24 protein-coding genes are annotated in these 22,240 nt (G+C 43.6%); 13 read left to right on the forward strand and 11 right to left on the reverse strand.

The genetic code is table 11. The features are described from left to right. Positions 1-353 precede the first annotated feature (353 nt). The 4 genes from ACHUFQ_RS02865 to rnr all read right to left on the reverse strand — a co-directional run bounded on the left by ACHUFQ_RS02865 (position 354) and on the right by rnr (position 5,341). Complete coding sequence (locus ACHUFQ_RS02865; protein WP_138318726.1) at positions 354-722, reverse strand: hypothetical protein; 369 nt, start codon at positions 720-722, stop codon at positions 354-356. A 172-nt stretch (positions 723-894) separates the two neighbouring features. Further along, a complete protein-coding gene (locus tag ACHUFQ_RS02870; protein ID WP_394172780.1) occupies positions 895-1,932 on the reverse strand; it encodes a DUF2235 domain-containing protein in 1,038 nt (345 codons plus the stop codon). Between the two features lie 161 nt (positions 1,933-2,093). After that, positions 2,094-2,852: a 23S rRNA (guanosine(2251)-2'-O)-methyltransferase RlmB gene (rlmB, locus tag ACHUFQ_RS02875; RefSeq protein WP_394172782.1), complete on the reverse strand. Its 759-nt coding sequence runs from the start codon at positions 2,850-2,852 to the stop codon at positions 2,094-2,096. Between the two features lie 71 nt (positions 2,853-2,923). Next, complete coding sequence (gene rnr / locus ACHUFQ_RS02880; RefSeq protein ID WP_394172784.1) at positions 2,924-5,341, reverse strand: ribonuclease R; 2,418 nt, start codon at positions 5,339-5,341, stop codon at positions 2,924-2,926. A gap of 250 nt (positions 5,342-5,591) precedes the next feature. Here rnr and ACHUFQ_RS02885 point away from each other — a divergent pair, with 250 nt between their 5' ends. The 4 genes from ACHUFQ_RS02885 (at position 5,592) to ACHUFQ_RS02900 (ending at position 8,573) form a co-directional block, all read left to right on the forward strand. After that, positions 5,592-6,029, forward strand: a complete 438-nt coding sequence (locus ACHUFQ_RS02885; protein ID WP_394172786.1) for a cytochrome b562 — start codon at positions 5,592-5,594, stop codon at positions 6,027-6,029. Between the two features lie 3 nt (positions 6,030-6,032). After that, on the forward strand, positions 6,033-6,695 hold the full coding sequence (locus ACHUFQ_RS02890) for a cytochrome b/b6 domain-containing protein (protein WP_394172788.1): 663 nt from the start codon (positions 6,033-6,035) through the stop codon (positions 6,693-6,695). 50 nt (positions 6,696-6,745) lie between these two features. After that, the gene (locus tag ACHUFQ_RS02895; RefSeq protein WP_394172827.1) at positions 6,746-7,195 is read left to right on the forward strand and encodes a YaiI/YqxD family protein; all 450 of its coding nucleotides are present in this window, start codon (positions 6,746-6,748) and stop codon (positions 7,193-7,195) included. Between the two features lie 82 nt (positions 7,196-7,277). Continuing rightward, complete coding sequence (locus tag ACHUFQ_RS02900) at positions 7,278-8,573, forward strand: dicarboxylate/amino acid:cation symporter (RefSeq protein WP_394172789.1); 1,296 nt, start codon at positions 7,278-7,280, stop codon at positions 8,571-8,573. Positions 8,574-8,993: 420 nt separating this feature from the next. Here the strand turns inward: ACHUFQ_RS02900 and ACHUFQ_RS02905 are convergent, their stop codons facing one another. Next, positions 8,994-9,809 (reverse strand): DUF2145 domain-containing protein, encoded by an 816-nt coding sequence (locus ACHUFQ_RS02905; RefSeq protein WP_394172791.1) that lies wholly within the window; start codon positions 9,807-9,809, stop codon positions 8,994-8,996. Positions 9,810-9,814: 5 nt separating this feature from the next. Beyond that, the gene (locus ACHUFQ_RS02910) at positions 9,815-10,213 is read right to left on the reverse strand and encodes a hypothetical protein (protein ID WP_394172793.1); all 399 of its coding nucleotides are present in this window, start codon (positions 10,211-10,213) and stop codon (positions 9,815-9,817) included. Positions 10,214-10,389: 176 nt separating this feature from the next. Here ACHUFQ_RS02910 and ACHUFQ_RS02915 point away from each other — a divergent pair, with 176 nt between their 5' ends. The 5 genes from ACHUFQ_RS02915 (at position 10,390) to ACHUFQ_RS02935 (ending at position 14,032) form a co-directional block, all read left to right on the forward strand. Then, positions 10,390-11,127 carry a helix-turn-helix domain-containing protein gene (locus ACHUFQ_RS02915; RefSeq protein WP_394172795.1) on the forward strand — a complete coding sequence of 246 codons (738 nt, stop codon included), beginning with the start codon at positions 10,390-10,392 and terminating at the stop codon, positions 11,125-11,127. A gap of 64 nt (positions 11,128-11,191) precedes the next feature. Continuing rightward, entirely contained in the window at positions 11,192-11,821 is a 630-nt protein-coding gene (locus tag ACHUFQ_RS02920; RefSeq protein WP_394172796.1) for a dUTP diphosphatase, read from the forward strand. 235 nt (positions 11,822-12,056) lie between these two features. Then, entirely contained in the window at positions 12,057-12,764 is a 708-nt protein-coding gene (gene mtnN, locus ACHUFQ_RS02925; protein ID WP_394172798.1) for a 5'-methylthioadenosine/S-adenosylhomocysteine nucleosidase, read from the forward strand. Between the two features lie 122 nt (positions 12,765-12,886). Then, positions 12,887-13,306, forward strand: a complete 420-nt coding sequence (locus ACHUFQ_RS02930; RefSeq protein WP_394172799.1) for a rhodanese-like domain-containing protein — start codon at positions 12,887-12,889, stop codon at positions 13,304-13,306. A gap of 9 nt (positions 13,307-13,315) precedes the next feature. Further along, a complete protein-coding gene (locus ACHUFQ_RS02935) occupies positions 13,316-14,032 on the forward strand; it encodes a trimeric intracellular cation channel family protein (RefSeq protein WP_394172801.1) in 717 nt (238 codons plus the stop codon). A gap of 25 nt (positions 14,033-14,057) precedes the next feature. Here ACHUFQ_RS02935 and ACHUFQ_RS02940 read toward each other — a convergent pair whose 3' ends face one another. The 3 genes from ACHUFQ_RS02940 to tyrS form a co-directional block, all read right to left on the reverse strand. Then, positions 14,058-14,393 (reverse strand): ribonuclease E inhibitor RraB, encoded by a 336-nt coding sequence (locus ACHUFQ_RS02940; protein ID WP_394172803.1) that lies wholly within the window; start codon positions 14,391-14,393, stop codon positions 14,058-14,060. Between the two features lie 125 nt (positions 14,394-14,518). Continuing rightward, positions 14,519-15,076, reverse strand: a complete 558-nt coding sequence (locus ACHUFQ_RS02945) for a DUF4136 domain-containing protein (RefSeq protein WP_394172804.1) — start codon at positions 15,074-15,076, stop codon at positions 14,519-14,521. Positions 15,077-15,739: 663 nt separating this feature from the next. After that, positions 15,740-16,939 (reverse strand): tyrosine--tRNA ligase, encoded by a 1,200-nt coding sequence (gene tyrS / locus ACHUFQ_RS02950; protein WP_394172806.1) that lies wholly within the window; start codon positions 16,937-16,939, stop codon positions 15,740-15,742. 205 nt (positions 16,940-17,144) lie between these two features. Between tyrS and ACHUFQ_RS02955 the strand changes: the two genes are divergently transcribed. The 4 genes from ACHUFQ_RS02955 (at position 17,145) to soxR (ending at position 20,450) form a co-directional block, all read left to right on the forward strand. Next, the gene (locus ACHUFQ_RS02955; protein WP_394172808.1) at positions 17,145-18,428 is read left to right on the forward strand and encodes a peptidoglycan DD-metalloendopeptidase family protein; all 1,284 of its coding nucleotides are present in this window, start codon (positions 17,145-17,147) and stop codon (positions 18,426-18,428) included. After that, a complete protein-coding gene (locus ACHUFQ_RS02960) occupies positions 18,400-19,563 on the forward strand; it encodes an anhydro-N-acetylmuramic acid kinase (RefSeq protein WP_394172810.1) in 1,164 nt (387 codons plus the stop codon). The genes ACHUFQ_RS02955 and ACHUFQ_RS02960 overlap by 29 nt, the downstream gene beginning before the upstream one ends. 120 nt (positions 19,564-19,683) lie before the next feature. Beyond that, complete coding sequence (locus tag ACHUFQ_RS02965) at positions 19,684-19,875, forward strand: hypothetical protein (RefSeq protein WP_394172812.1); 192 nt, start codon at positions 19,684-19,686, stop codon at positions 19,873-19,875. 146 nt (positions 19,876-20,021) lie between these two features. Then, on the forward strand, positions 20,022-20,450 hold the full coding sequence (soxR, locus tag ACHUFQ_RS02970) for a redox-sensitive transcriptional activator SoxR (protein ID WP_394172814.1): 429 nt from the start codon (positions 20,022-20,024) through the stop codon (positions 20,448-20,450). A gap of 17 nt (positions 20,451-20,467) precedes the next feature. Here soxR and cls read toward each other — a convergent pair whose 3' ends face one another. Together cls and ACHUFQ_RS02980 are read right to left on the reverse strand one after the other, a co-directional pair. Continuing rightward, positions 20,468-21,886, reverse strand: a complete 1,419-nt coding sequence (gene cls / locus ACHUFQ_RS02975) for a cardiolipin synthase (protein ID WP_394172816.1) — start codon at positions 21,884-21,886, stop codon at positions 20,468-20,470. Continuing rightward, on the reverse strand, positions 21,883-22,095 hold the full coding sequence (locus ACHUFQ_RS02980; protein ID WP_394172818.1) for a hypothetical protein: 213 nt from the start codon (positions 22,093-22,095) through the stop codon (positions 21,883-21,885). The genes cls and ACHUFQ_RS02980 overlap by 4 nt, the downstream gene beginning before the upstream one ends. Positions 22,096-22,240: the final 145 nt, after the last annotated feature.

Here is a 22,240-nt window from a genome sequence, read left to right on the forward strand (position 1 = left end):
TTATTGCTTTCGCATAACATGTTTATAGCGAGCTATTCGCGCGTTTTTCTACCGCAGCATAGCTTCTTTTTCTTAATAACCTATTTCTACCAGAGCCTCTAACCAATTGCTAGCAATTAGAAAATTGAGTTAAAATGTAGTTCGATTTCGGACAAAACCGAGCGATTGGTTCGTTTTCCTGAGTATGCAAGCAAATCACACTGGATAGATAAAAAGAATGGGTGAGCGAGCGCTGCTCGCTATTTAAAGATATCAACCTTTTCAATCTATTAACGTCAAACTAGTACCAGGATTAGTCTTTTAATAAATGCTAATTTGGAGAGCAATTAACGTGCTAGGAACTTGGATTTTGTTTAAAAAAAGACACTGAACTCAGGCAAGCCATGTGAAGCTTTCAACTGTTCAAACTTGTCTTTTTGATATCCGGCGTACACTATTTCATCAGCATTCAAGTAGCCATGATCCTGCGCTTTATTGATATAGAAATAAAGTATATCGCCACGAATGCGCCTTTGTATTACAACGTATTCGGAATTCGAACCAACTGCTACAATTTCTGGTTCAAATCTGCCGATATATATATCGTCGCCTGCCTTTAGGCCAAAATGAGCCTGACCGTCAATAACATATACAGCATATTTGTCATCTTCCCATAGAGTTGAATCGCTCCAAATCATCATAAGAAAGAGCAGTAGCAAACAAACCCCAATTAATCTTTTCATTCGTCCAAGGCCTTATTATATTGCATTTTTCGGCTTGTCATCTTTACGTGGGAATCTCTATAAAGAAGTCTCTTCAACGACTCTAACTCGCACATCAAAACCGCACAAGGCAAATCAAGATAGACAATCTAAGCGGACTAACCGCTGGAAGATAAAAACCTGACACGCTGCGCTATTCTCCGACGGGCAAATTTTCCCAACCGCTTTCTTCAACCAATTTTTGTAATTGCGGTGGCCGGTAGCTCGAATCCTGTTCATAGCGTGATTGCACACTAGGATGAATGAATGTGGGTTTGCCTGCGACTAAAAGCGGGCGGTCTAAGGGACGTTTGAATCGGTAAACATGTTTTCGCGAACGATGAATTGGTGCCAATTCACCGTCTGAAAGTTGTTCATGTATGTGTGTTTCGATATTGAGCCCGGCTTGTTGAGCTTGGTTAAGCATCCAGGCTAAAGGCGTATCCGCCGCTATACGACCCGTTTCTTTCTCCGGCGGATAAGAGCCGCCAACGTCAGAATGCACGCCAGCAAACCAAACCTGCTTTAAATCAACCCCGTTTTTAGGCATCCAAACTGTGGGTTCAAAGTCCTGACGTTTTTCATCAATGGCCAGAGCGTGACGAGCAAAGTTAATGTTTGAGCCCATCTTGGTGTCGTAAAATTCGTCGTGACTCTCAAACAACCCCATAAGACTAAAGGGGATCCCCAGTGCACCGACCGTATCCCAAACGCCGACAAAATGAATTTGTTTCGATGGATGACAATAATCCGTAAAAAACTGTGAAGAATTTTTGCCTTTGGGAGCGTTTTTAGATACCGGGCTTTTGTAGATTTGCCAAGCCTCAGAGATACGGTTTGCATGTTGGCGCTTTAAAATGCCGCAGTTGTTAATTAATCCGCTTAACGCTCTAACGGTATAGGCACCGCGACTGAATCCAAATAAATAGATATGATCGCCATCGGCATAATTTTGCACGATATAACGATAGCCATCGAGAATGTTTTTATGAATTCCAGCACCGGTCGCACCAGCGCCAGCTGAGTTGTGATATGAACCCAGGCCCCAGTCATAGAAAACGTGCTGCTTGCTATTGTTACTGCCAGGAGAAATTGCACGGGCCAGTTTGAGTACATTGGTAGGAAAGTCTTTTTGTAAATCTTCTTCAGGACGGTTCCAGGTGCCATCGGCACAGATAATAATATTCGCCATTACATTACTCCAAAGCCAAACGAGTAACTTTAGTGTATCCAGTTCCAGGAAATACACAATAAAAGCAAGCAGATAGAAATAAATTCAAGGGGTAGAACTGTAGATACTAATGCAACAACTCTGCGCCCTTGAGGAAAGGATCTGTTTAAGTTTTATCGCGGCTATCGAGGAAGGTTTTGACGAACGATCTCAAATAAACAAATACCACAAGCTACACTGACGTTTAAGCTTGATACCGCGCCAGCCATTGGTAATTTAATTAACTCGTCACAGGTTTCCCGGGTAAGGCGGCGCATGCCTTTTCCTTCAGCGCCCATCACCAAAGCAATAGGCCCTGTCAGTTTGCAATCATAAATCGATTGTTGCGCTTCTCCGGCGGTACCCACTAGCCATACCCCAGACTCTTGCATGGCTTTCATGCTTCGGGCAAGATTTGTCACCTGTACCAAAGGTACGGTTTCTGCGGCACCAACTGCGACTTTACGTACGGTTGAGGTAATGCGGGCAGCATTATCTTTGGGCACAACAATCGCATCGACTCCGGCAGCATCGGCATTGCGCAAACACGCTCCTAAATTGTGCGGGTCGGTCACCCCATCAAGGATTAATAAAAATGGATTCTTGCCCTTTTTTTTAGCCGCTTCGATTATGTCATCGAGATCCTGCTCAGTAAAAACCTTACCTGGTTTAACCCGAGCAATCACACCTTGATGTTGCTCACCTTCACTTTTATCATCCAGCGCTTTGCGATGCACAAATTGCACCGACACTCCATATTTACGTGCCAGATTAATGATTGGCAACAAGCGTTCATCTTCCCGCCCTTTTAAAAACCAGAGTTCAATAAAGCGTTCCGGAGCACGTTTTATCAACGCATTTACGGCATGGATACCGAAGACAAGTTCGTCATGTTTGGCCATATCTGTTACTAAATTACCTTTGATATATCAATGTTATGTCGTTTTGCAGGGCGTTGTTATTTTTTCTGCGGTTATTTCGACGTCTTCTTGCGAGCATTTTTTCCCGGGCGACTTCGGCGTTTTTTTACACTGCCTTTTTTGGCCTTTGGTCCGCGTTTATCTGCGGGTTTATTCGCAGAACCCTTATCTGCTTGCCCTCTGGAGTTTGTTGGTTTGGCTTGAGAGGTCGCATTTGAACCACCCGATCCCGGCTTAGTCCGACGTCGCAGACCTTTGGCTTTGCCTTTTGATTTGGCCTTACCGGCATTAACGGGATCTTTAATGGTTAAATCAATTTTTTTATCGTCAATATTAACCGCTGCCACCTGCACTTCGATAATATCACCGACATGATACTTAACCCGGCTATTTTCGCCAATCAAACACATCCGCACTTCATCATGATGGAAAAAGTCCTGACCTAAGGAGCTAATATGTACCAGCCCCTCAATGTGAAAGTCCTGGAGGCGCACAAACATACCAAAATTAGTCACCGTAGCGATAACACCCATGAATGAATCACCGACGTGATCTTGCATAAACTCACATTTTAAGAAGTCTGCTACGTCACGGGTGGCTTCATCGGCACGACGCTCTGTCATCGAACAATGTTCACCTAGCTCAGTCACCTGCCCCAAGTCATATTCGTAAAAACCGACATTAACCTTATCGTTTTGTTGTTGTTCCAGAATCGATTTGATCACCCTGTGCACGACCAAATCCGGATAGCGGCGGATGGGGGAGGTAAAATGCGCATAGGACGGCAGCGCCAAGCCGAAATGGCCAATATTTTCTGCCTGATAAATCGCTTGTTTCATCGAACGCAGTAACATGGTTTGAATCAATTCCTGATCGGGGCGTTCGCTGATTTTATCGATTATATCGCCAAAATCGGCAGGCTCTGGTTCCTTTTTCTTTTCAAGGTTTACACCTAACTCACTAAGATAATTGAGTAAATTACCGTATTTTTCTTCATTCGGCTTATCGTGGACCCGAAACAGTCCGGGTTTTTGATGTTTTTCGATAAACTTTGCCGTGGCCACATTGGCCATAATCATACATTCTTCAATGATTTTATGGGCATCATTACGGATCAATGGTACGACTGACTCAATCTTGCGATTGGCATTAAAGATAAACCGGACTTCTTCCGTTTCAAATTCGATGGCACCACGATTCCTGCGCTCGTGCACCAACGCATGATATAGCTGATGCAGATTTTCCAGGTCCGCTACCTGATTCTGGTATTGCTCGCGCAGTGCTTTATCGCCATCAAGAATGGCGGCGACTTTGGTGTAGGTAAATCGGGCATGAGAGCGCATCAAGGCAGGATAAAATTTAGACCCGGATAATTTGCCTTTGGCGCTGATGGTCATCTCGGCGACCATGCACAAACGGTCAACATTCGGGTTTAACGAGCATAAGCCATTGGACAGCACTTCCGGTAGCATTGGAATGACCTGTTCAGGGAAATAAACGGAATTACCGCGTTTGATCGCTTCGCCATCTAATGCGGTTCCCGGACGCACATAATAACTGACATCTGCTATCGCAACCCATAAGCGCCAGCCTCCGGATTTCTTCGGTTGACAATAAACCGCGTCATCGAAATCTCGGGCATCTTCGCCATCGATGGTTACCAGTGGTAAGTTTCGTAAATCCACTCGCCCTTGTTTCGCAGACTCCGGTACTTCCTCGGTTAACGTCGCGGTTTCTGATAACAGTTCATCATTCCAGGTATGGGGTAAATCGTGTTGATGGATAGCAACCTGAATTTCCATTCCCGGTGCCATATGATCACCGAGAACTTCGGTGATTTGGCCAATCGCAGATGAGCGTTTCGATGGTCGTTGTAACAATTCAACAATTACCATTTGCCCATGGCGAGCCGCAGCGCGTTTGTCTTTAGGAATAATGATTTCGTGAGTGATACGAGCATCTTCTGGTACCACTACCATGCTATGGTTATCGACAAATAACCGACCAATAATGGCTTCTTTGCGAGGCACCAGAATATCAAGAATCTTCACTTCTTTCTTACTTTTGGTTTCCGCCCCTTCAACGACTCGTGCTTCGACGATATCACCATGGATCACATTGCGCATTTCATGAAATGGAATGAACAAATCCTTATCGCCTTCATCAGGCTTTAAAAAGCCAAAGCCATCGCGATGACCGATGATTTCACCCGTCACTATGGTGGCTGCACTCGCCTTGGCATACTGCTTAAACTTGGTAAATACCAACTGCCCCGCACTTTCCATCGCCCGTAATCGGCGTTTCAACGCGATTTTTTGGGATTCGTCCTTGTACGCAAGCGCTTTGCAAAGTTGCGCAAACGTCAGTGGATAGCCTTTTTCCTCAATCAAAGACAGCAAAAACTCGCGACTGGCAATTGGTTTGTCGTATTTTTGTGCCTCTCGGCTAAAGTGGGGATCTTTGGATTTCACTATGTCCTATCCAAGTTAAAGACGGCGCAGGTAAGTGACCGAACGGTTTTCGTTCTGGTAACCGTCTGATAAGAAAACTTGTTCACAGTATATCTTACTTAAACTAAAGCACCTAACTTTGTGTTAACACTAAGAACTGTTCTCGTTAAACCGCCGTATATACTCGGTAAACAATGTTGAATATTGTGCGTAACCTCTGTATAAATTTGCGCAATGATAGAATTTAAGACAACAAGATGAGAACTACGTTATGAAAAAGTTATTAATTTCCAGTTTTGTATGCGCTCTTGCCATGTCAGGTCAGGCGTTAGCGAATGATGTTCACCCTATGTGCGGCGAAACCGAACTCGCAGGTATCATGGGCGATATGAAAGACAACATGAAAGCCTATAAGAAAGCCATGAAGGATGGTGATACCGATGCAATGAATGCAGTTGTAAAGGATCTGCTTGCCAATATCGAAAAGAGCGATGGTTTGGTGCCACTGCAGATTTCCGATAATAAAAACTTAACGGCTGAACAACAGGCTGATTTTGAGAAATATCAACAAGGCATGGCGTTTTTACAGGAATCTGTTGAAGCCCTAAGCAACGCAACAACCGATGACGAGCGCAAAGCTGCTTTAGGTCAAATTGGCAAAGCCAGTAAGAAAGGCCATAAAGCTTACAAAATGGATTGTGACGGCTAATTCATGTCCAAGCACAACGTCAAAATCTGGGACAGTTTTACCCGAGTTTACCATATCAGCCAGCTAGTATTGCTGGCTTGCCTTTGGTATACCGGTGAAGAGGGTATTTTTGAATGGCATTTTATTGCCGGTTTTACCCTGCTGGCGCTTTGGCTTACCCGCATTTTCTGGGGTTTTGCCGGTAGCCAGACATCCCGATTCAGTCATTTCATTAAAACACCAGTTGCCGTTGTAAAAGCGTGGCGAAATAATGACATCGCTCGACCTCATGTCGGCCATAACCCTGTAGGTGGCTACATGGTAATGGCGTTATTGTTGACGTTAGGATTGCAGCTAACAACAGGGTTGTTTAGTTCTGACGATGTCTTCAGTGAAGGGCCGTTGTACGCTTACGTCAGTGAAGATATTGCTACGTTTATGGTGTCCTGGCACAAGACCTTGTTTGATGTGTTACTGATTTTGATTGGCTTGCACGCCATTGCCGGAATTTTGCATTGGATACGTGGCGACAATGTGATTGGTGCCATTTTTACCGGGCGTAAAAATAAAACCTCATTAGGCGATGAGACTCAGGTGCAATTTAAAAATGGACTCATCGCAATCGTTATCTGGGTGCTGCTTAGCGCAGTGGTCAATTATTTTGGTCTTAATCTATCCAGCTATTAACCTTCAGATTTGCATTGAAAAATGGACCCTAGCTTATGTCAGAACATGAAATTGTCATTTGGGTTGATGCTGATGCCTGCCCTGCAGCCATCAAAGAAATCCTGTTTAAAGCGGCAGAACGCACCAAAACCCAAACCAATTTATTGGCAAACCACCCGTTACGCGTGCCACCTTCAAAGTTTATCCGTTTTACCCAGGTAAGCAGTGGATTTGATATTGCCGATGATGAAATCGTTAAACGCGTTAACGCGGCAGATTTAGTGATCACTCAGGACATTCCTCTTGCCAAAGAAGTGATTGATAAAGGCGCCATCGCCCTATCCCCACGCGGTGAATTGTTTACCAAAGAAAACATTGGAGCGCGCCTTAACATGCGTGACTTTTACGATACCATGCGTGCCAGCGGGGTGCAGACGTCTGGCCCAGCGCCCCTATCTGCGTCGGACAAACAACAATTTGCGAATCAGTTGGATAAATACCTGCGCCAACATAAGCGTTAATGCAAATATCCGATTAACACTTTGCACGGCGACCAAACAAGGGTAAGTTATAGCAAACAATAATAACTAGCTGTCCCCTGTCATGTCTGAACCATTACCAAAGACCACGTCCCATTTTCGTCAACAACTCTGGTTCAAAGTTTTCCTTGCTCTGATACTCGGGTTTGTTATTGGTAGTTTACTCAGTGAAAACCTTGGTCTTATTGATGCCGACATCGCACGCCCGTTAGGGCAATGGCTCGCCTTACCTGGCACCATCTTTATGATGCTATTGAAGTTTATCGTTCTGCCATTGGTTTTAAGCTCGGTAATTCTTGGGATTGTCAACTCTAACGATGTTAAAGCGATAAAAACATTAGGGTTTGGGGTGGCGTATATTCTTTGTACCAGCGCCATGGCCATCGCCCTGGCATTTTTTCTCGCCGGCTGGATCCAACCAGGGTTGGTGATGAACCCTGAATACCTGGGTCAGCTTTCGTCCCCGGATTTACAGCAACTGGATCTGACCGAAAATGGCATCATTGGCATCATTACGGGGATTTTCCCGACCAATATTTTCAGCCATTTAAGTCAAAACCAAATGTTACAGGTTGTGGTTGCGGCGATTATCTTCGGTTTTGGCCTGTTGCATCTGGATTATAAAAGCGCGCGACCACTGTTGGAATTGATGGAGAGCGTGCAATCGCTGTGTATGACCATCGTTTTGTGGTTAATGAAGTATACGCCGATAGTCGTCTTTGGCTTGATTGCCAATGTGATCATCACCAAAGGTCTGGGGGCCATAAGCGCGGTTTCTCTATTCTTTATCAATGTGATTGTCGGCCTGCTTCTTATTCTGGTGATATATCTGATAATCATTGCCGTATTCACCAAAAAATCTCCCTGGCTGTTTCTCAATAATTGTCGGGAAGTTATGGCGCTGGCGCTGGCCACGTCATCATCCAGCGCGACCATGCCGGTAACGTTAAGAGTCACCGAATCTCTGCATGGCGTAAAACCGCAAGTCAGCCGACTTATCATTCCTTTGGGTACGACCATCAACATGGATGCAACGGCAATGTATCAGGCAACCGTCGTGCTGTTTATTGCTCAGGCATTTGGTATCGATTTAACGACAACGCAAATGGTAACCATCGTATTGTTAAGTCTTGTAGCATCGATTGGCGCGCCGGGTATTCCTTCATCCTCTTTGCCTATACTCGCTGGTACTCTGGCAAGCCAAGGGCTGCCCGTTGAAGGCATGGCGTTAATTCTTGGTGTCGATCGGTTATTAGATATGGGCCGTTCAGTGGTTAATGTCACTGGCGATATGACTGCGGCAACGGTATTGAATCGCTTTATCAATGATGACAGTGCTGTGCCCAATAAGGAAACTTAACATCACCATGTTGATCCGATAACCAACTGAGTTATACCAAGCCTGTTTCAAAAAATGGTTCATGCTTCACTGTCGAAAATTCTTTCTCCGGGGCCTATTGATGATTAATTAAAGCACCGGAAAAAGAATAGTTATACCAATCACATTAAATTATTGCTCACTCAGTGAGAATTTAAAGGCTTTTAGACAAGGCTTTGATTGCAGAGAATGGTTATTCCATTGTCAAAATCAGTGACGCAGGATAAACGCCTTTAAAACTCACCCGTAGGGAGTTTACCAGAGGCCCATTTACGACCCTATATTTCATTAATATAGAATGACTATATCAATAAAATCTATGTGGTAACTGAACCTCTGCCCTAACTCTGAGTTGTGCACAAACTTAGTGTGATTGGTATTATATTAGCTTTTGTGAAAAGGCTACAGCAATTGTTCGACGGTTCCATTTTCATCCAGCAACACCGCTTCTCTCATCAGGTTATTGTTATTTAAATAGCGAGCGATAGACGTAAACGTTGCCGTGTATATTTTGCCACTATGATCTTTCATGGTTAAATCCTTCATAAACACAGATCCTAGCATCAAGGTAATTGGGCTGGTTTTTATCCGCTGCGGCTGAAAATGTGCCTCAGCATTTGCTTTTAACTTGGCCATATCCGTTGTTTGGTAAATGCTGGCATTGATAACATCTAACGTGTGTTCCGTACAATTTTGGAATTCACTATTAAAGGGATTTGCCATTACCGAATACGCTTTGTTATGTACCTTTACATTGTCACCTCGGGCAATCGCCTGAATCAGTCGTTGCTGTAACGCTGGCTCTGGAATAATGATCCCAGCTTTGAGTTCATGCACACCCCAAAAGAAATCAACTAGGTAGTCGCTGACCAGCTCACTTTTACTTTTATCGCCGTCTTTCTGATATAAATTGTGAACCGCATAACCTTGCACCTTCTGGCCATTATCCAGTTGTATTTCCGAGTACACGGCGATTGCTGCATGAGTGAAAGTTACGCCTTCAGGCAATTGCGATTTCGGCCTGCCAACTCTGCCAATGATAAAGGCCCTGGCTCCCTGCTCTGCCGCATAACGTTCAACATTTTTGGCGAAAGATTTTAATACCTCTACATCGTGTTGATTGTCCTCTGGGCTGGCACTGCCAGCCCAGCTCGTATTCATCGAAAGGCTTAATATCAAGCCAAGTGCTAATGATTTAATCCAGGATAAGTTTCGCATCGATATTACTCCTGACCATCATTGGTTTTTTGGTTGCTATTGGCCTGCTGATTTTCAATATTAATTATCACATTCGGAGCAGGATCGGCATTCACCGTTTCTACCGGAGATGAGGTTACAGTAAGATCGCTGATGAGCAATGGCTCGGTGGTAATCGCGTTCGTCATTAACGCATCTCCGGCTTTTCCACTGGCGTTACCTGCCACGCCAAGCACGGTTAACGGCACCGCCACTACACCACTTACGGCTTTACCACTAGCAACACCGGCATTGGATACCGCTAAACTACTGTGCTTACCGGCTTGCGCAGAATGTTCAGATACACCGCCAGCAGCAATTGCTGAGCCAGACATCAATGCCAGAGTCATTGTTGAGATAGTTGAGATAATCGTTAGAGTTTTCATAATCGTTTCCTTCTAAAAGTTATTTGTTAAATCCCCACTTGATGGGGTGATATAACTATGGAAGGGGAATGCAATTATGTATACCAACAATGTTAACGTCGTGTTAACCTCAACCTAAGGTATTATAAAAATATACCTTTGATGGAAATTGAACTTCCTTGAGGCGAAAATCAGACATGTCACAAATCCCTAGAACAATGCTATTGCTCAAAAAATTGCTAAAACAGCAACACTTAACTTATGCCGATGTAGCACGTCATTTTTCCATGAGTGAAGCCAACGTAAAGCGATTTTTTTCGCAGCAAAAGCTCACCATTGACCGCCTCGAACAACTTTGCCAATTACTGGAACTTAACCTGTCAGACTTTTTTCTTCTTGTTGACCAGCAAGAACAGAAAATTTCTCAATTGACGTTGGAGCAAGAGCAGGAATTGGTCGATGATCCAAAGCTTTTATTGGTTGCCGCTTGCGTGCGTGATGGCTGGAGTTATCAGGAGATCATCGACCAATATCAAATAGAGCCACTTGAAGCCGTTCGCCTGATGGTGCGTCTTGATAAGCTAAAAATGATTCAACTTTTGCCGAATAATCACTATAAGCTGCTTATCGCGCAGGATTTTCAGTGGATAAGTCGCGGACCACTGGAACGATTTATCGCCAATGATGTGATGAGCAAGTTTCTGATGTCAGATTTTCAGGATGTTGATGCGTTTCGGTTCTATTTACGGGGAAGTTACAGCGCGTCGAGCATCAACTTGATCAAGAAAAAACTTCAATACCTGAAACAAGAATGTGCCGAATTAAATCAGCAGGATCGTCATATTCCTCCGTCAGATAGACAAAATATCGGCGTGCTTTTAGCCATGCGTCCGTGGGAGCTTTCCACCTTCCGGAAACTGCGTCGCGATACATAGCAATTGCCGCCTATTTCAGGCAAACTATAGCAAAAATTTATAACGGACATGGACAACGTAAAATATGGCTGATTTATCCGTTGCGGTAACGCAAATCAAACAAATGCTAACCATGCAAGATGCAATGAACTCACGTGTCAGCGAAACCTGGCGTGACAATGGTTATGAGTGGTATCGTGCTATTTGGGTCGAGTGCGCAGAGATGCTCGATCATCACGGCTGGAAATGGTGGAAACATCAGGAATGTGATGTACCACAAGTGCAACTTGAGCTTGTCGATATCTTCCACTTTGGATTAAGTCTACGTTTGATGCAAGAAGCTGATACCAATAACATCGCGCAAACCCTGGCAACAGAAATTCAACAGCCGTTGGCCGGTGATGACTTTAAAAAGGTATTAGAGGTATTAGCGGGCGCTGCAGTAAGTGAACAGCGTTTCGACGGTCCAAGTTTTGCTGCCTGTTTGCAATTGATGGAGATGGATCTGGACGAATTATTCCGTCAATATGTGGGTAAAAACACCCTCAATTTTTTCCGTCAGGACCATGGCTATAAAGATGGTACTTACATCAAAGTCTGGAATGGCAAAGAAGATAATGAAGTGTTGGCTGATTTGGTCGACTCTTTAGATAGCGGCGCAAGTGACTTCCAACAGCAAGTCTATAACGGTTTGAAAGCTGCCTACCCGGCCTAATAGCAACATTTCACTAATATAGAATGACTATATCAACGAAATTTATGTTGTAACTGAACCTCTACCCTAACTCTGAGTTGTGCACAAACTTAGTGTGATTGGTATAAACAAACAAGCAAAACACTAATTTATACGAAAAGACCTGAGCAATATGCCTCGGGTCTTTTTTATACTTAACCCCTCACCTTTTGTGGTTTATACTCCGCACACTTAATTCATTTCCAAAGGGCATTGCATGAAAGCCGGTATCATTGGGGCGATGGAGCCCGAAGTTGCTATTTTAAAATCAAAACTGGAAAATCCAGTTGAATTTACCCATGCGGGTTACACCTTTTACAGTGGCACCATCGAAGGCACTGAAGTCGTTTTAGTCCAATCGGGTATCGGTAAGGTCGCCTCTGCTCTTGCTACGGCTTTGCTTATTGATAAGTTCTCCCCGGACTACGTAGTAAATACGGGTAGTGCTGGCGGATTCGAGCAGTCATTAAAAGTTGGTGATATCGTGATCAGCTCAGAAGTTCGTTATCACGATGCCGATGTCACCGCATTTGGTTACGAAATCGGTCAACTACCCGCAATGCCGGCAGCGTTCGTTCCTCACCCTACATTAGTCGAAGCGGCACAAACCGGGATTAATCAGTTAAAAGGTATCCAGACTCTCACTGGACTTATCACCACGGGTGATACCTTTATGACAAAAGATGAAGATATTGCCAAAGCCAGAAAAAACTTTCCAACTATGGCGGCGGTAGAAATGGAAGGTGCGGCAATTGCTCAAACCTGCCATCAATTTGGCACGCCATTTGTGATTATTCGCTCCATGTCCGATATCGCCGGCAAAGAGTCACCAACATCTTTTGAAGCTTATTTGGAAACAGCATCGATCAATTCATCGCAATTGGTGATGAATATGTTGGATGCATTGAAAGAAAAATCTCTTTAAAAGACAACGAGATTATTAGTATTCCATGATTGAAGAACAATGCCACAGCGGGCTTGCAGTGGCATGTTTGTTTCTGTAGCGTTACACTAACAATTAAGCTTGCCAATCAGGGAGCGTACTATATGTTACGTTTTACATCTCTCCTTTGCGTACTGTTATTGTGTTCTTGCGCGCAAAAACTCCCCCTTAGTCCAAGTGATCTACCCGAACAGGCAACCCAAAGCCAAGTCATGGTTTTGATGGAGAGTAAAGAGGATTTTCTCTTACTCGATGTCAGAACTCCGGAAGAATTTGCTCAGAGCCATATAACCGGTGCCGTCAATATTCCTCACGACACACTGGCGCAAAATATGACGTTGCTTTCCCCATATAAAAATAAAAATATAGTGGTGTATTGCCGCAGTGGTAGGCGTGCACAAATCGCCATTGATACGCTGAAAGAAAATAATTTTCAAAGAGTGAGTCATTTGCAGGGAGATTTCCAGCAATGGCAGGCGAATAAGCTACCTTTAACACAAGAGAGTGTAACTACAGACGACTGATCAAACGCGATGGAAGAGTACCATATATCCGCCTTCATTGAATATTCTAATTCTATCGCGATTGTGGCGTTTGCCTTATCCGGTGCACTGACTGCCGGCCACTATCGACTTGACCCTTTTGGTGTAATGGTTCTTGCTGCTATCACGGCGGTTGGTGGTGGCACAATTCGCGACCTGATTATGGGCGTCGAAGTCTTCTGGCTTTCTCGCAATGACTACATCTATTCAATCGTGATCACTTCGCTGATCACAATGCTGTTTGTTCGACGACCGAGTCATGTACCGATGCGATTGTTATTGGTTGTTGATGCGTTTGGCCTCGCGATGTTCGCGGTATTAAGCGCACAAAAAGCCCTGGATTATCAAATGACCGGTTTAATGGCGGTCATCATGGGTACCATCACGGGTGTCGCTGGCGGGATTATTCGTGACATCATATGTAACCAAATCCCTCTGTTATTGCGCCGTGAATTTTATGCCGTCGTAGCGCTGTTTTCAGCCAGTCTATTTGTAATTTTTGAAAGCCTTGGTTTTAGTGAGAATTTCTCACTATTTGTTGCCATGTTCTGTGGTTTACTACTGCGCTTGGCTGCCATTTATTGGGGGTTCTCATTACCCGCTTTTGCCATCGATGATGACGAAGATGTGCATAATCAGCGCGGGCGGGATGATGAATTTGAAAGCGAAGGAGGAGAGCATGAAGAGCAGGAGAAGAAAAACGAATGACTCAGTGAATTGGATTAGCGTCGCGCTAATCCGCCTCATCTAAGTGCACACCCCAGCCATCATTATAGCCATCATATTTACGGGCTAATGTTTCAAAATAACGTTCTTTGGCAACAATATTTTCATAGCTTGGGATCATTTTTACGGTGCAATCAACATCCCAGACTTCAGGCGTTTGATCGGGATGCAACTTTACCTCAATGATATCATCCAAGGTTGCCAGAAAGTCAGCTAGTGCCTGAGCATTTTGTTTTTTTTCAAAAAGCTGAAAGAATTCAACAATTACAGGTTGAGTTAAGTCCATGCCTGCGTCTTGCATATCCAGTAAGATTGAACCAATTTCATCGTTTGGAATGGTCATATGTAATCTCTTTATTTTTGATAGTTTAAGACTATCGCGGTTTTCATACGCCTATTATACGGTTTAATCGACAATTGCTGAAGAAAAGCAATAATTTAATGGGATTGGTATAAAACTAAACACGCTTAATTTTTCGGGTTAACCAGAACAGACAAGTCGGCAAGAGCTTGCTCAACCGCGTCGATGATCAATTGTCGGTTTTCATCTGAACTATTTTTGGGTTTCATTTTCAGATCGGTGACTTGCCGATAAACACTGCGCATATTGGATGTGGGCAGCAAATCGATGATCAGCATATCGGTCCTAACCGCTTTATTAATCGTGCGCTGCTCTTTCTCAGTACAGACAAGACAGGCTTTGACTTCACGGTTATAGGCTTTAAGTTCTCGCAAACTGGATTGGACAACAAAGTAACTGACCACCACGTCGGCATTCTCTTGTTCGGCATAGGAAAAATCTAAGTCCTCCATCGCCTCTTCTATGGCCAGCTCAATACGATTTCTTTGAAAATCGCTCAGCCTTTGCACATCATTGATGGCATGACTTCTTGGAAATAGCGAGTAACTGACAATTTCTGAAAACGGATAGTTAGCGTTGTATTTCGCACTAGGTTGATTGGCACAACCCGCCAGAGAAAATAGCATCGTGATGAAAATGATTGCTGCAGATTTATGGTAACTCAATGTTATTCTTAGTTTGTGTCCTTAGATCTTAACTCTATACCAAATTGAATCATTAATCACTCAATCCATCGCATCGATATAATACCAATCACATTAAATTATTGCTCACGCAGTGAGAATTTAAAGGCTTTTAGACAAGGCTTTGATTGCAGAGAATGGTTATTCCGCTCTTAAAATGAGCCAAAATCAGTAACGCAGGATATACGCCTTTAAAACTCACCCGTAGGGAGTTTACCTTAAGGCCCATTTACGGCCCTATATTTCATTAATATAGAATGACTATATCAATGAAATCTTTGTTGTAATACCAATCACATTAAATTATTGCTCACTCAGTGAGAGTTTAAAGGCTTTTAGACAAGGCTTTGGTTGCAGAGAATGGTTATTCCGCTCTCAAAAACAGCCAAAATCAGCCAAAATCAGTAACGTAGTTCAAACGCCTTTAAAACTCACCCGTAGGGAGTTTACCTTAAGGCCCATTTACGGCCCTATATTTCATTAATATAGAATGACTATATCAATGAAATCTTTGTTGTAACTGAACCTCGGCCTTAACTCTGAGTTGTGCACAAACTTAATTTGATTGGTATAACTACGCATAAAAAAACCAGTACTAACACAAGGTTAATACTGGCTTTGATCAATAAACAATTAGATAGCGGGTTATTTCAAAGTTACCTTAGCAAATTTGCGCTTACCAACCTGGTAGATGGCTTCTGTGCCACGTAAGCAGACAAGTTTATTATCCACCACTTTTTCACCATCAATTTTCACTGCCCCTTGTTTGACCATGCGCATCGCTTCCGACGTTGAAGCCACCAAGCCGGCTTCTTTCAACACATTCGCGATCGCAAGTTCACCACTATCGGTAGCAATCTCCATTTCAGCAATATCATCTGGCATCGCGCCTTTTTGAAAGCGGTTGATAAATTCTTGGTGTGCAGCGTCGGCCGCTTGTTGGTCATGAAAGCGAGCAATCAATTCTTTTGCCAATTCAATTTTGATATCGCGTGGATTTGCGCCCTCATCAACCTGAGCCTTGTATCCGGCAATAACCCCTAGTTCTTTAAACGACAATAAATCGTAATAACGCCACATCAAATCGTCTGATATCGACATAACCTTACCAAACATTTCCGTTGGCGTATCCGTGATACCAATATAGTTTCCAAGTGATTTAGACATTTTCTGAACACCGTCCAGACCTTCCAATAACGGCATCATTAATACAGTTTGCGGACGTTGACCCTCAGACTTTTGCAATTCACGCCCCATCAACAAGTTAAACTTTTGATCGGTACCACCAAGCTCGACATCGGCTTGCAATGCAACCGAATCCCATCCTTGTACCAGTGGATACATAAATTCATGAATGGCAATAGACTGACCTTCTTTGAAACGTTTTTTAAAATCATCACGTTCCATCATGCGAGCAACCGTTTGACGTGCCGCAAGCTTAAGCATGCCTGCTGCACCGAGCTTTTCCATCCAGGTGGAATTGAATTCGACACGGGTCTTGGCGGGATCGAGAATTTTAAAAACCTGCTCTTTATAGGTTTGCGCATTGGCCAGGACATCATCCTGAGTAAGCGGCTTACGCGTTACATTTTTTCCAGTCGGATCTCCGATCATACCGGTGAAATCACCGATCAAAAAAATCACTTCGTGGCCCAGTTGTTGAAACTGACGCAGTTTGTTGATTAATACTGTATGACCTAAATGTAAATCCGGAGCTGTTGGATCAAACCCAGCTTTGATTTTTAGCGGTTTACCGGTTTTCAGCTTTTCTAATAATTCATCTTCAAGCAAAATTTCTTCGGCGCCACGCTTAATCTCAGCAAACGCCTTTTGGATATCGGTCATTAAGTTGTCTCAATTGAAATCTAATTAATCAGTATTGGTTACAATTCTACTGTATATTTTCAGGCAATTTAAGTGTAAAAGTTATGTGGATTTTGCTTTTTTTGTTATAGTTTAAAATGATACACCTATGAAAATTCCAAGAAATAGCGTTAATACATTGAATAATATAATCAATCTATATTCACAACTTCCCAGAAAACATCAAATGTTAATCATTTGTTGCGGCATTTTTATGCTATTTCTGCTGGTTTTGCCATCTAATTCAGGTAAAGAGCACAAAGTCGCTGGTTTGCCATCGGTGGAAGTGGGTAAAAAGAATAAACTTGAACTTGTCAATGTTGCTGTCGAAACAGCAGAAGGTGAGGCAAGTTCCATTGATAAACCCGTAAACTGGCAAACCGTAACAGTGAAAAGTGGCGACTCGCTGGGAAAGATTCTCTCAAGCCTCGGTTTTCCAGCAAAGACAACCCATCAAATAGCCAACACCGAAGGTGCCGATATTCTTAAACGCCTCAAGGTTGGTGACGAATTACAGATTGCCAGCAATGATCAACAAAAGCTGGTTGCCTTATCCTATGCGGTTTCACCGATAAAAACCTTACAGCTGAGTAAAGATGACACTGGTTTTGTCGTTGCCTTTGACGAAAAACAGGTAGAGCGCCGAATTTCTTATGCTCAGGCAACCATAAAGTCGAATTTTTGGAATGCAGCTCTTGGTGCCGGAATGACCAATGCGCAGATCATGAACCTGGCTAACATCTTCGGTTGGGATGTTGATTTCGCTCTGGACATTCGCGCTGGAGATAATTTCAGTGTGATGTATGAAAATGAATACATTGACGGCGAATTCGTCGGTCATGGTGCAATTCTAGCCGCTGAATTTGAAAACCAGGGTGAGTTGTTCCAGGCGGTTCGGTTTAAAGATGGAGAGTATTATACGCCAAGCGGAAAAAGCATGCGCAAGTCGTTCTTACGTGCTCCGGTTAGTTTTAATTACATTAGCTCAAACTTTAAACCTAAGCGTTATCACCCAATTTTAAAGCGTTACAAAGCCCACAATGGCGTCGACTATCGAGCTCCGACAGGCACACCCGTTAAGGCAGCGGGTAATGGGCGGGTTATTGCATCCACCTACAATAAATACAACGGTAATTATGTATTTATTCAGCATGCGAACAATATTGTAACCAAATACCTGCACTTTTCTAAGCGTGCGGTCAAAAAAGGCCAGCGAGTAAAGCAGGGTCAGGTCATTGGTTATGTTGGCTCTACTGGGTTATCGCAAGCGCCACATTTGCATTATGAATTTTTGCTTAATGGCGTGCATCGCAACCCACGTACGGTGAAATTACCCGATGCGCTCCCCATCAATAAACAATATAAAGACGAATTTACGGCATCTGCGACTCAGTTATTAACCGAATTGCAAGGCTCAAAACGCACACTATTGGCCGCTACGGATGTCAGCCAAGACGAAATCGCAGAATAATGCAAACCAGGCAAGCCTGTATATAGGCTTGATGTCGGGAACCAGTGCCGATGGTATCGATTTGGCACTGGTGGATTTTGCCGGTAAGCAACCACAGCTCGTTGCCAGCTATTTCGCCCCGTATTCCCTTGCCATTCGAGAAGAAATCACTGGCCTTTATGTACCGGGCCACAATGAAATTGATCGCGCTGGCTTTTTAGATAAAAAACTCGCTTTGTGTTTTAGTGACGCGATCAACGATTTCCTCCAGCAACAAAACCTATCTTCTGATCAAATCCAGGCCATTGGCAATCATGGACAAACGATCAGGCATCGTCCCGAAGGCAACCATGCTTTTACCCAGCAAATTGGTTGTTGCCAAACGTTAGCCTGTGACACCGGGATCCGCGTCGTTGGTCAATTCCGGCAAAAAGATATGGCGCTTGGAGGACAAGGCGCACCATTGGTCCCGGCTTATCATCAGGCAATTTTTCAGCAAGCAGGTAGCGACGTATGTGTAGTCAATATCGGTGGCATAAGCAATATTTCCTATCTTCCGGGCGATTTAAAGCGACAACCCTGTGGGTTTGATATTGGACCGGGGAATGCACTATTGGACGATTGGTATCGACGCCACCACAAACGCTGTGAAATCGGCATTGATATGGATGGACACTGGGCTGCAACAGGATCGGTGAATCAACAGCTATTAACCTTATTAAAGTCTGACCCATATTTTCTTTTGCCTTACCCAAAAAGCACGGGCCGCGAATACTTCCATATAGACTGGCTCAATGCCAAACTTAACGCGTACCAAGCGGGCGAGTTAGATATAGCACCAGAAGATATACAAGCAACGTTGGTGGCGTTAACGAGCCAAACCATCGCCGACACTGTCGAAATCCTATCAAGCCATTCTGACGTTATAATTTGCGGCGGTGGTGCAAAAAATAAAACGTTAATGCAATCACTTAAAAATAACTTGCCTACACACCGAGTAATGTTGTCAACGGATAAAGGTATAGACAATGATAGTCTGGAAGCCGTCGTTTTCGCCTGGCTCGCACGTCAATTTGATCTTCGCTTACCTTCCAATTTGCCCTGCGTCACCGGTGCATCCAGGGCGTGCTCACTGGGTATTGAGTATTTTCCTTAATACCGCGTAATAACTTTATCAAACATTTATTGGAACTTTTCCTGCCGCTACGGGTCATACATCAGGTTGCTGACAAAATGTGAGCCCCGATCTATCACTTTCACTTAAAACGGAGGAAGTATGGATTTTGACAAGATTCGTATAGGAATGATCTGCGGTAGTCGAAAGGGAAGTGGCACGGTAACCTGGGTTGATGGTGCAACTCAGATGGTTTACTTAACCGATTTACAGGACAATAGAAGTTTTGAAGTGGGCCTTGAAGAACTGATTGACGACCCGCAAATTCATAATCACGACGATTATTATTATTAATGCCAAACAGGCATGACAATTAACGTTTCTCCCTCTCACGCCAGAGTCGCAGTTTAAGACTCTGGCGTGTTTTTATCTCTCTAGCCTAGGCAACCATTCTGGTTCCGGTTAATCTAATATCACCTTTGCTATTCGTGAGTATCACAGTGCCAGAACAAGAACTTTCCGTCGGTGAATTATCGCGGCGAACAGGCGTCGCTATCTCCACCCTACATTTTTATGAGAATAAAGGATTGATCAAATCCTTTCGAAATACCAGTAATCATAGGCGTTATGCAAGAGATGTTATTCGAATCATTTCAGTGATTAAAATCGCCCAATCCGCGGGTATTACCCTTAACCAAATAAAACAACAGTTCGCTCTGTTGAGCGATACCAGAAAAGTCAGTGCTGATGATTGGCAGCAATTGTCTGCCGCCTGGCACCAAACACTCAATGAAAAAATAATCGCTTTGACGGCATTAAGAGATAATATCGATGACTGTATAGGTTGTGGATGTTTGTCTATGAAAAGGTGTCTGCTTGTCAATCCAGATGATAAGGCGGCAGAACAAGGACCTGGGCCACACATTTAGGCTTAGTAGATGCAATTCTACAGAACTGGTGACATTAAGCGGCTAGCATTGACCGCGAATTTAAACCAGATGGACTTATTGGTATAGTCATCTTTTTGCATCAAAATACTTTGTCCAAACCCTTGTTCAAACATTGTTTGTACATCCCGAGCAAATGTTTCGTCGCCAATCAGAGCAGTAATTTCAAAATTAAGTCGAAACGAACGATTGTCAAAGTTAGCGGTACCAATGGCAGATAAATTATTATCAATCAACAGCACTTTTTCATGAGTAAAACCAGCCTGATAACGGTAGAACTCGACGCCACTGGCAAATAAATCATCAAAAAAGCTGTAGGCTGCAAAATACGTTAATAAATTATCCGGTACCTGAGGAATTAGCACCCGAACATCAACACCGCGCAGTCGTGCCAGTTGCAGCGCCAATATAACGCTTTCGTCTGGCACGAAATAAGGTGTTGAAATCCAGATCCTAGATTTCGCACTATTGATGATGTGGGTGAACATTAGCAGCGCAGTATCGATATCATCGGCCGGCCCTGTAGGAATGATTAACACTGGCTGATTTTCTTTATGATCTGTCTTAGTTTGCCATTTAACCTCAGGGAAGTAATCGGCCGCCCAACGAAAATCTTCTAAAAAGGACACCTGAGCCGCGAGTGCCGCTGGCCCTGAGATTTTTACATGGGTATCGCGCCAGGCGCCAATTTTTTCATCTTTACCCAAGTACTCGTCACCAACGTTATGACCCCCTATCCAGGCTGTTTGCCCATCAACGACCACGACTTTCCTATGATTACGAAAATTAACCTGGAATGAATTATGGATCCCTTTTCTCGTGTTAAAGGGATGTACAACAACACCGGAGCGTTTTAGCTCTTTGATATATGAGGTGCCGATGCCAACAGAGCCAAGCTCATCATACAGAAAAAAAACTTTTACTCCGCTATTGGCTTTGGCAATCAATCGATCTTTTAACGCATTACCTAAACCATCAGATCGGACAATATAAAATTGAACAAGCACATATTCCTGCGCACCTTCAATACCATCAAAAATCGATTTAAACGTTGCCTCACCATCGATGAGCAACTCACAACGATTACCAGTAACTAATGGCACCCGAGCCATCAATTCTGCGGCGTGGATGCTAGAGTTAGTCTCTTGTGCCGATAATAGGTATGGTCGAATATTGTTGGCCATATTGGCAGAGATCTCGCCAAAGTCTTCTAACACTTGTTTGCGGGCAAGGACATACCCCTCAAACTTTCGACGACCAAATACCCAATAGGCGGGTGCGGCAACAATAGGGAAAAAAGTTAGCGACAGTGCCCAGGCAATGGCACCTTGTGAGGTTCGGCTGTAAATGACGGCATGGAATGCCGAGATAGCACCCAGTACATATAAAATCGATAGGAGAATACCAAAAATGATCAAGACTTAGGTCGAACCCTTTTCAAGAACTCCCAAATGAGTATTGAAGAGAAACCACCAATAACACCCGATACATAGTCAGGAAGTGTGATACCAAAGATACCGCGCACCAATAAGCCTATCAAAAAACTCACTACCAGCATTACTGCTAACGTTATCAGGCACCGTTTCCATAAAGGTAACATCACCGAAATTTCATCGTGATTAGACATAGTTTTGCTCTGTTAATTATAATGACTTAGTCTAGTCGTCTAACCTTGATTCCGGCAAATTCTATACCTAATACCAATCCCATTAAATTATTGCTCACTCAGTGAGAATTTAAAGGCTTTTAGACAAGGCTTTGATTGCAGAGAA

The sequence above is a fragment of the Thalassotalea litorea genome (assembly GCF_043642205.1).
GTDB classification, from domain to species: Bacteria; Pseudomonadota; Gammaproteobacteria; order Enterobacterales; family Alteromonadaceae; genus Thalassotalea_A; species Thalassotalea_A litorea.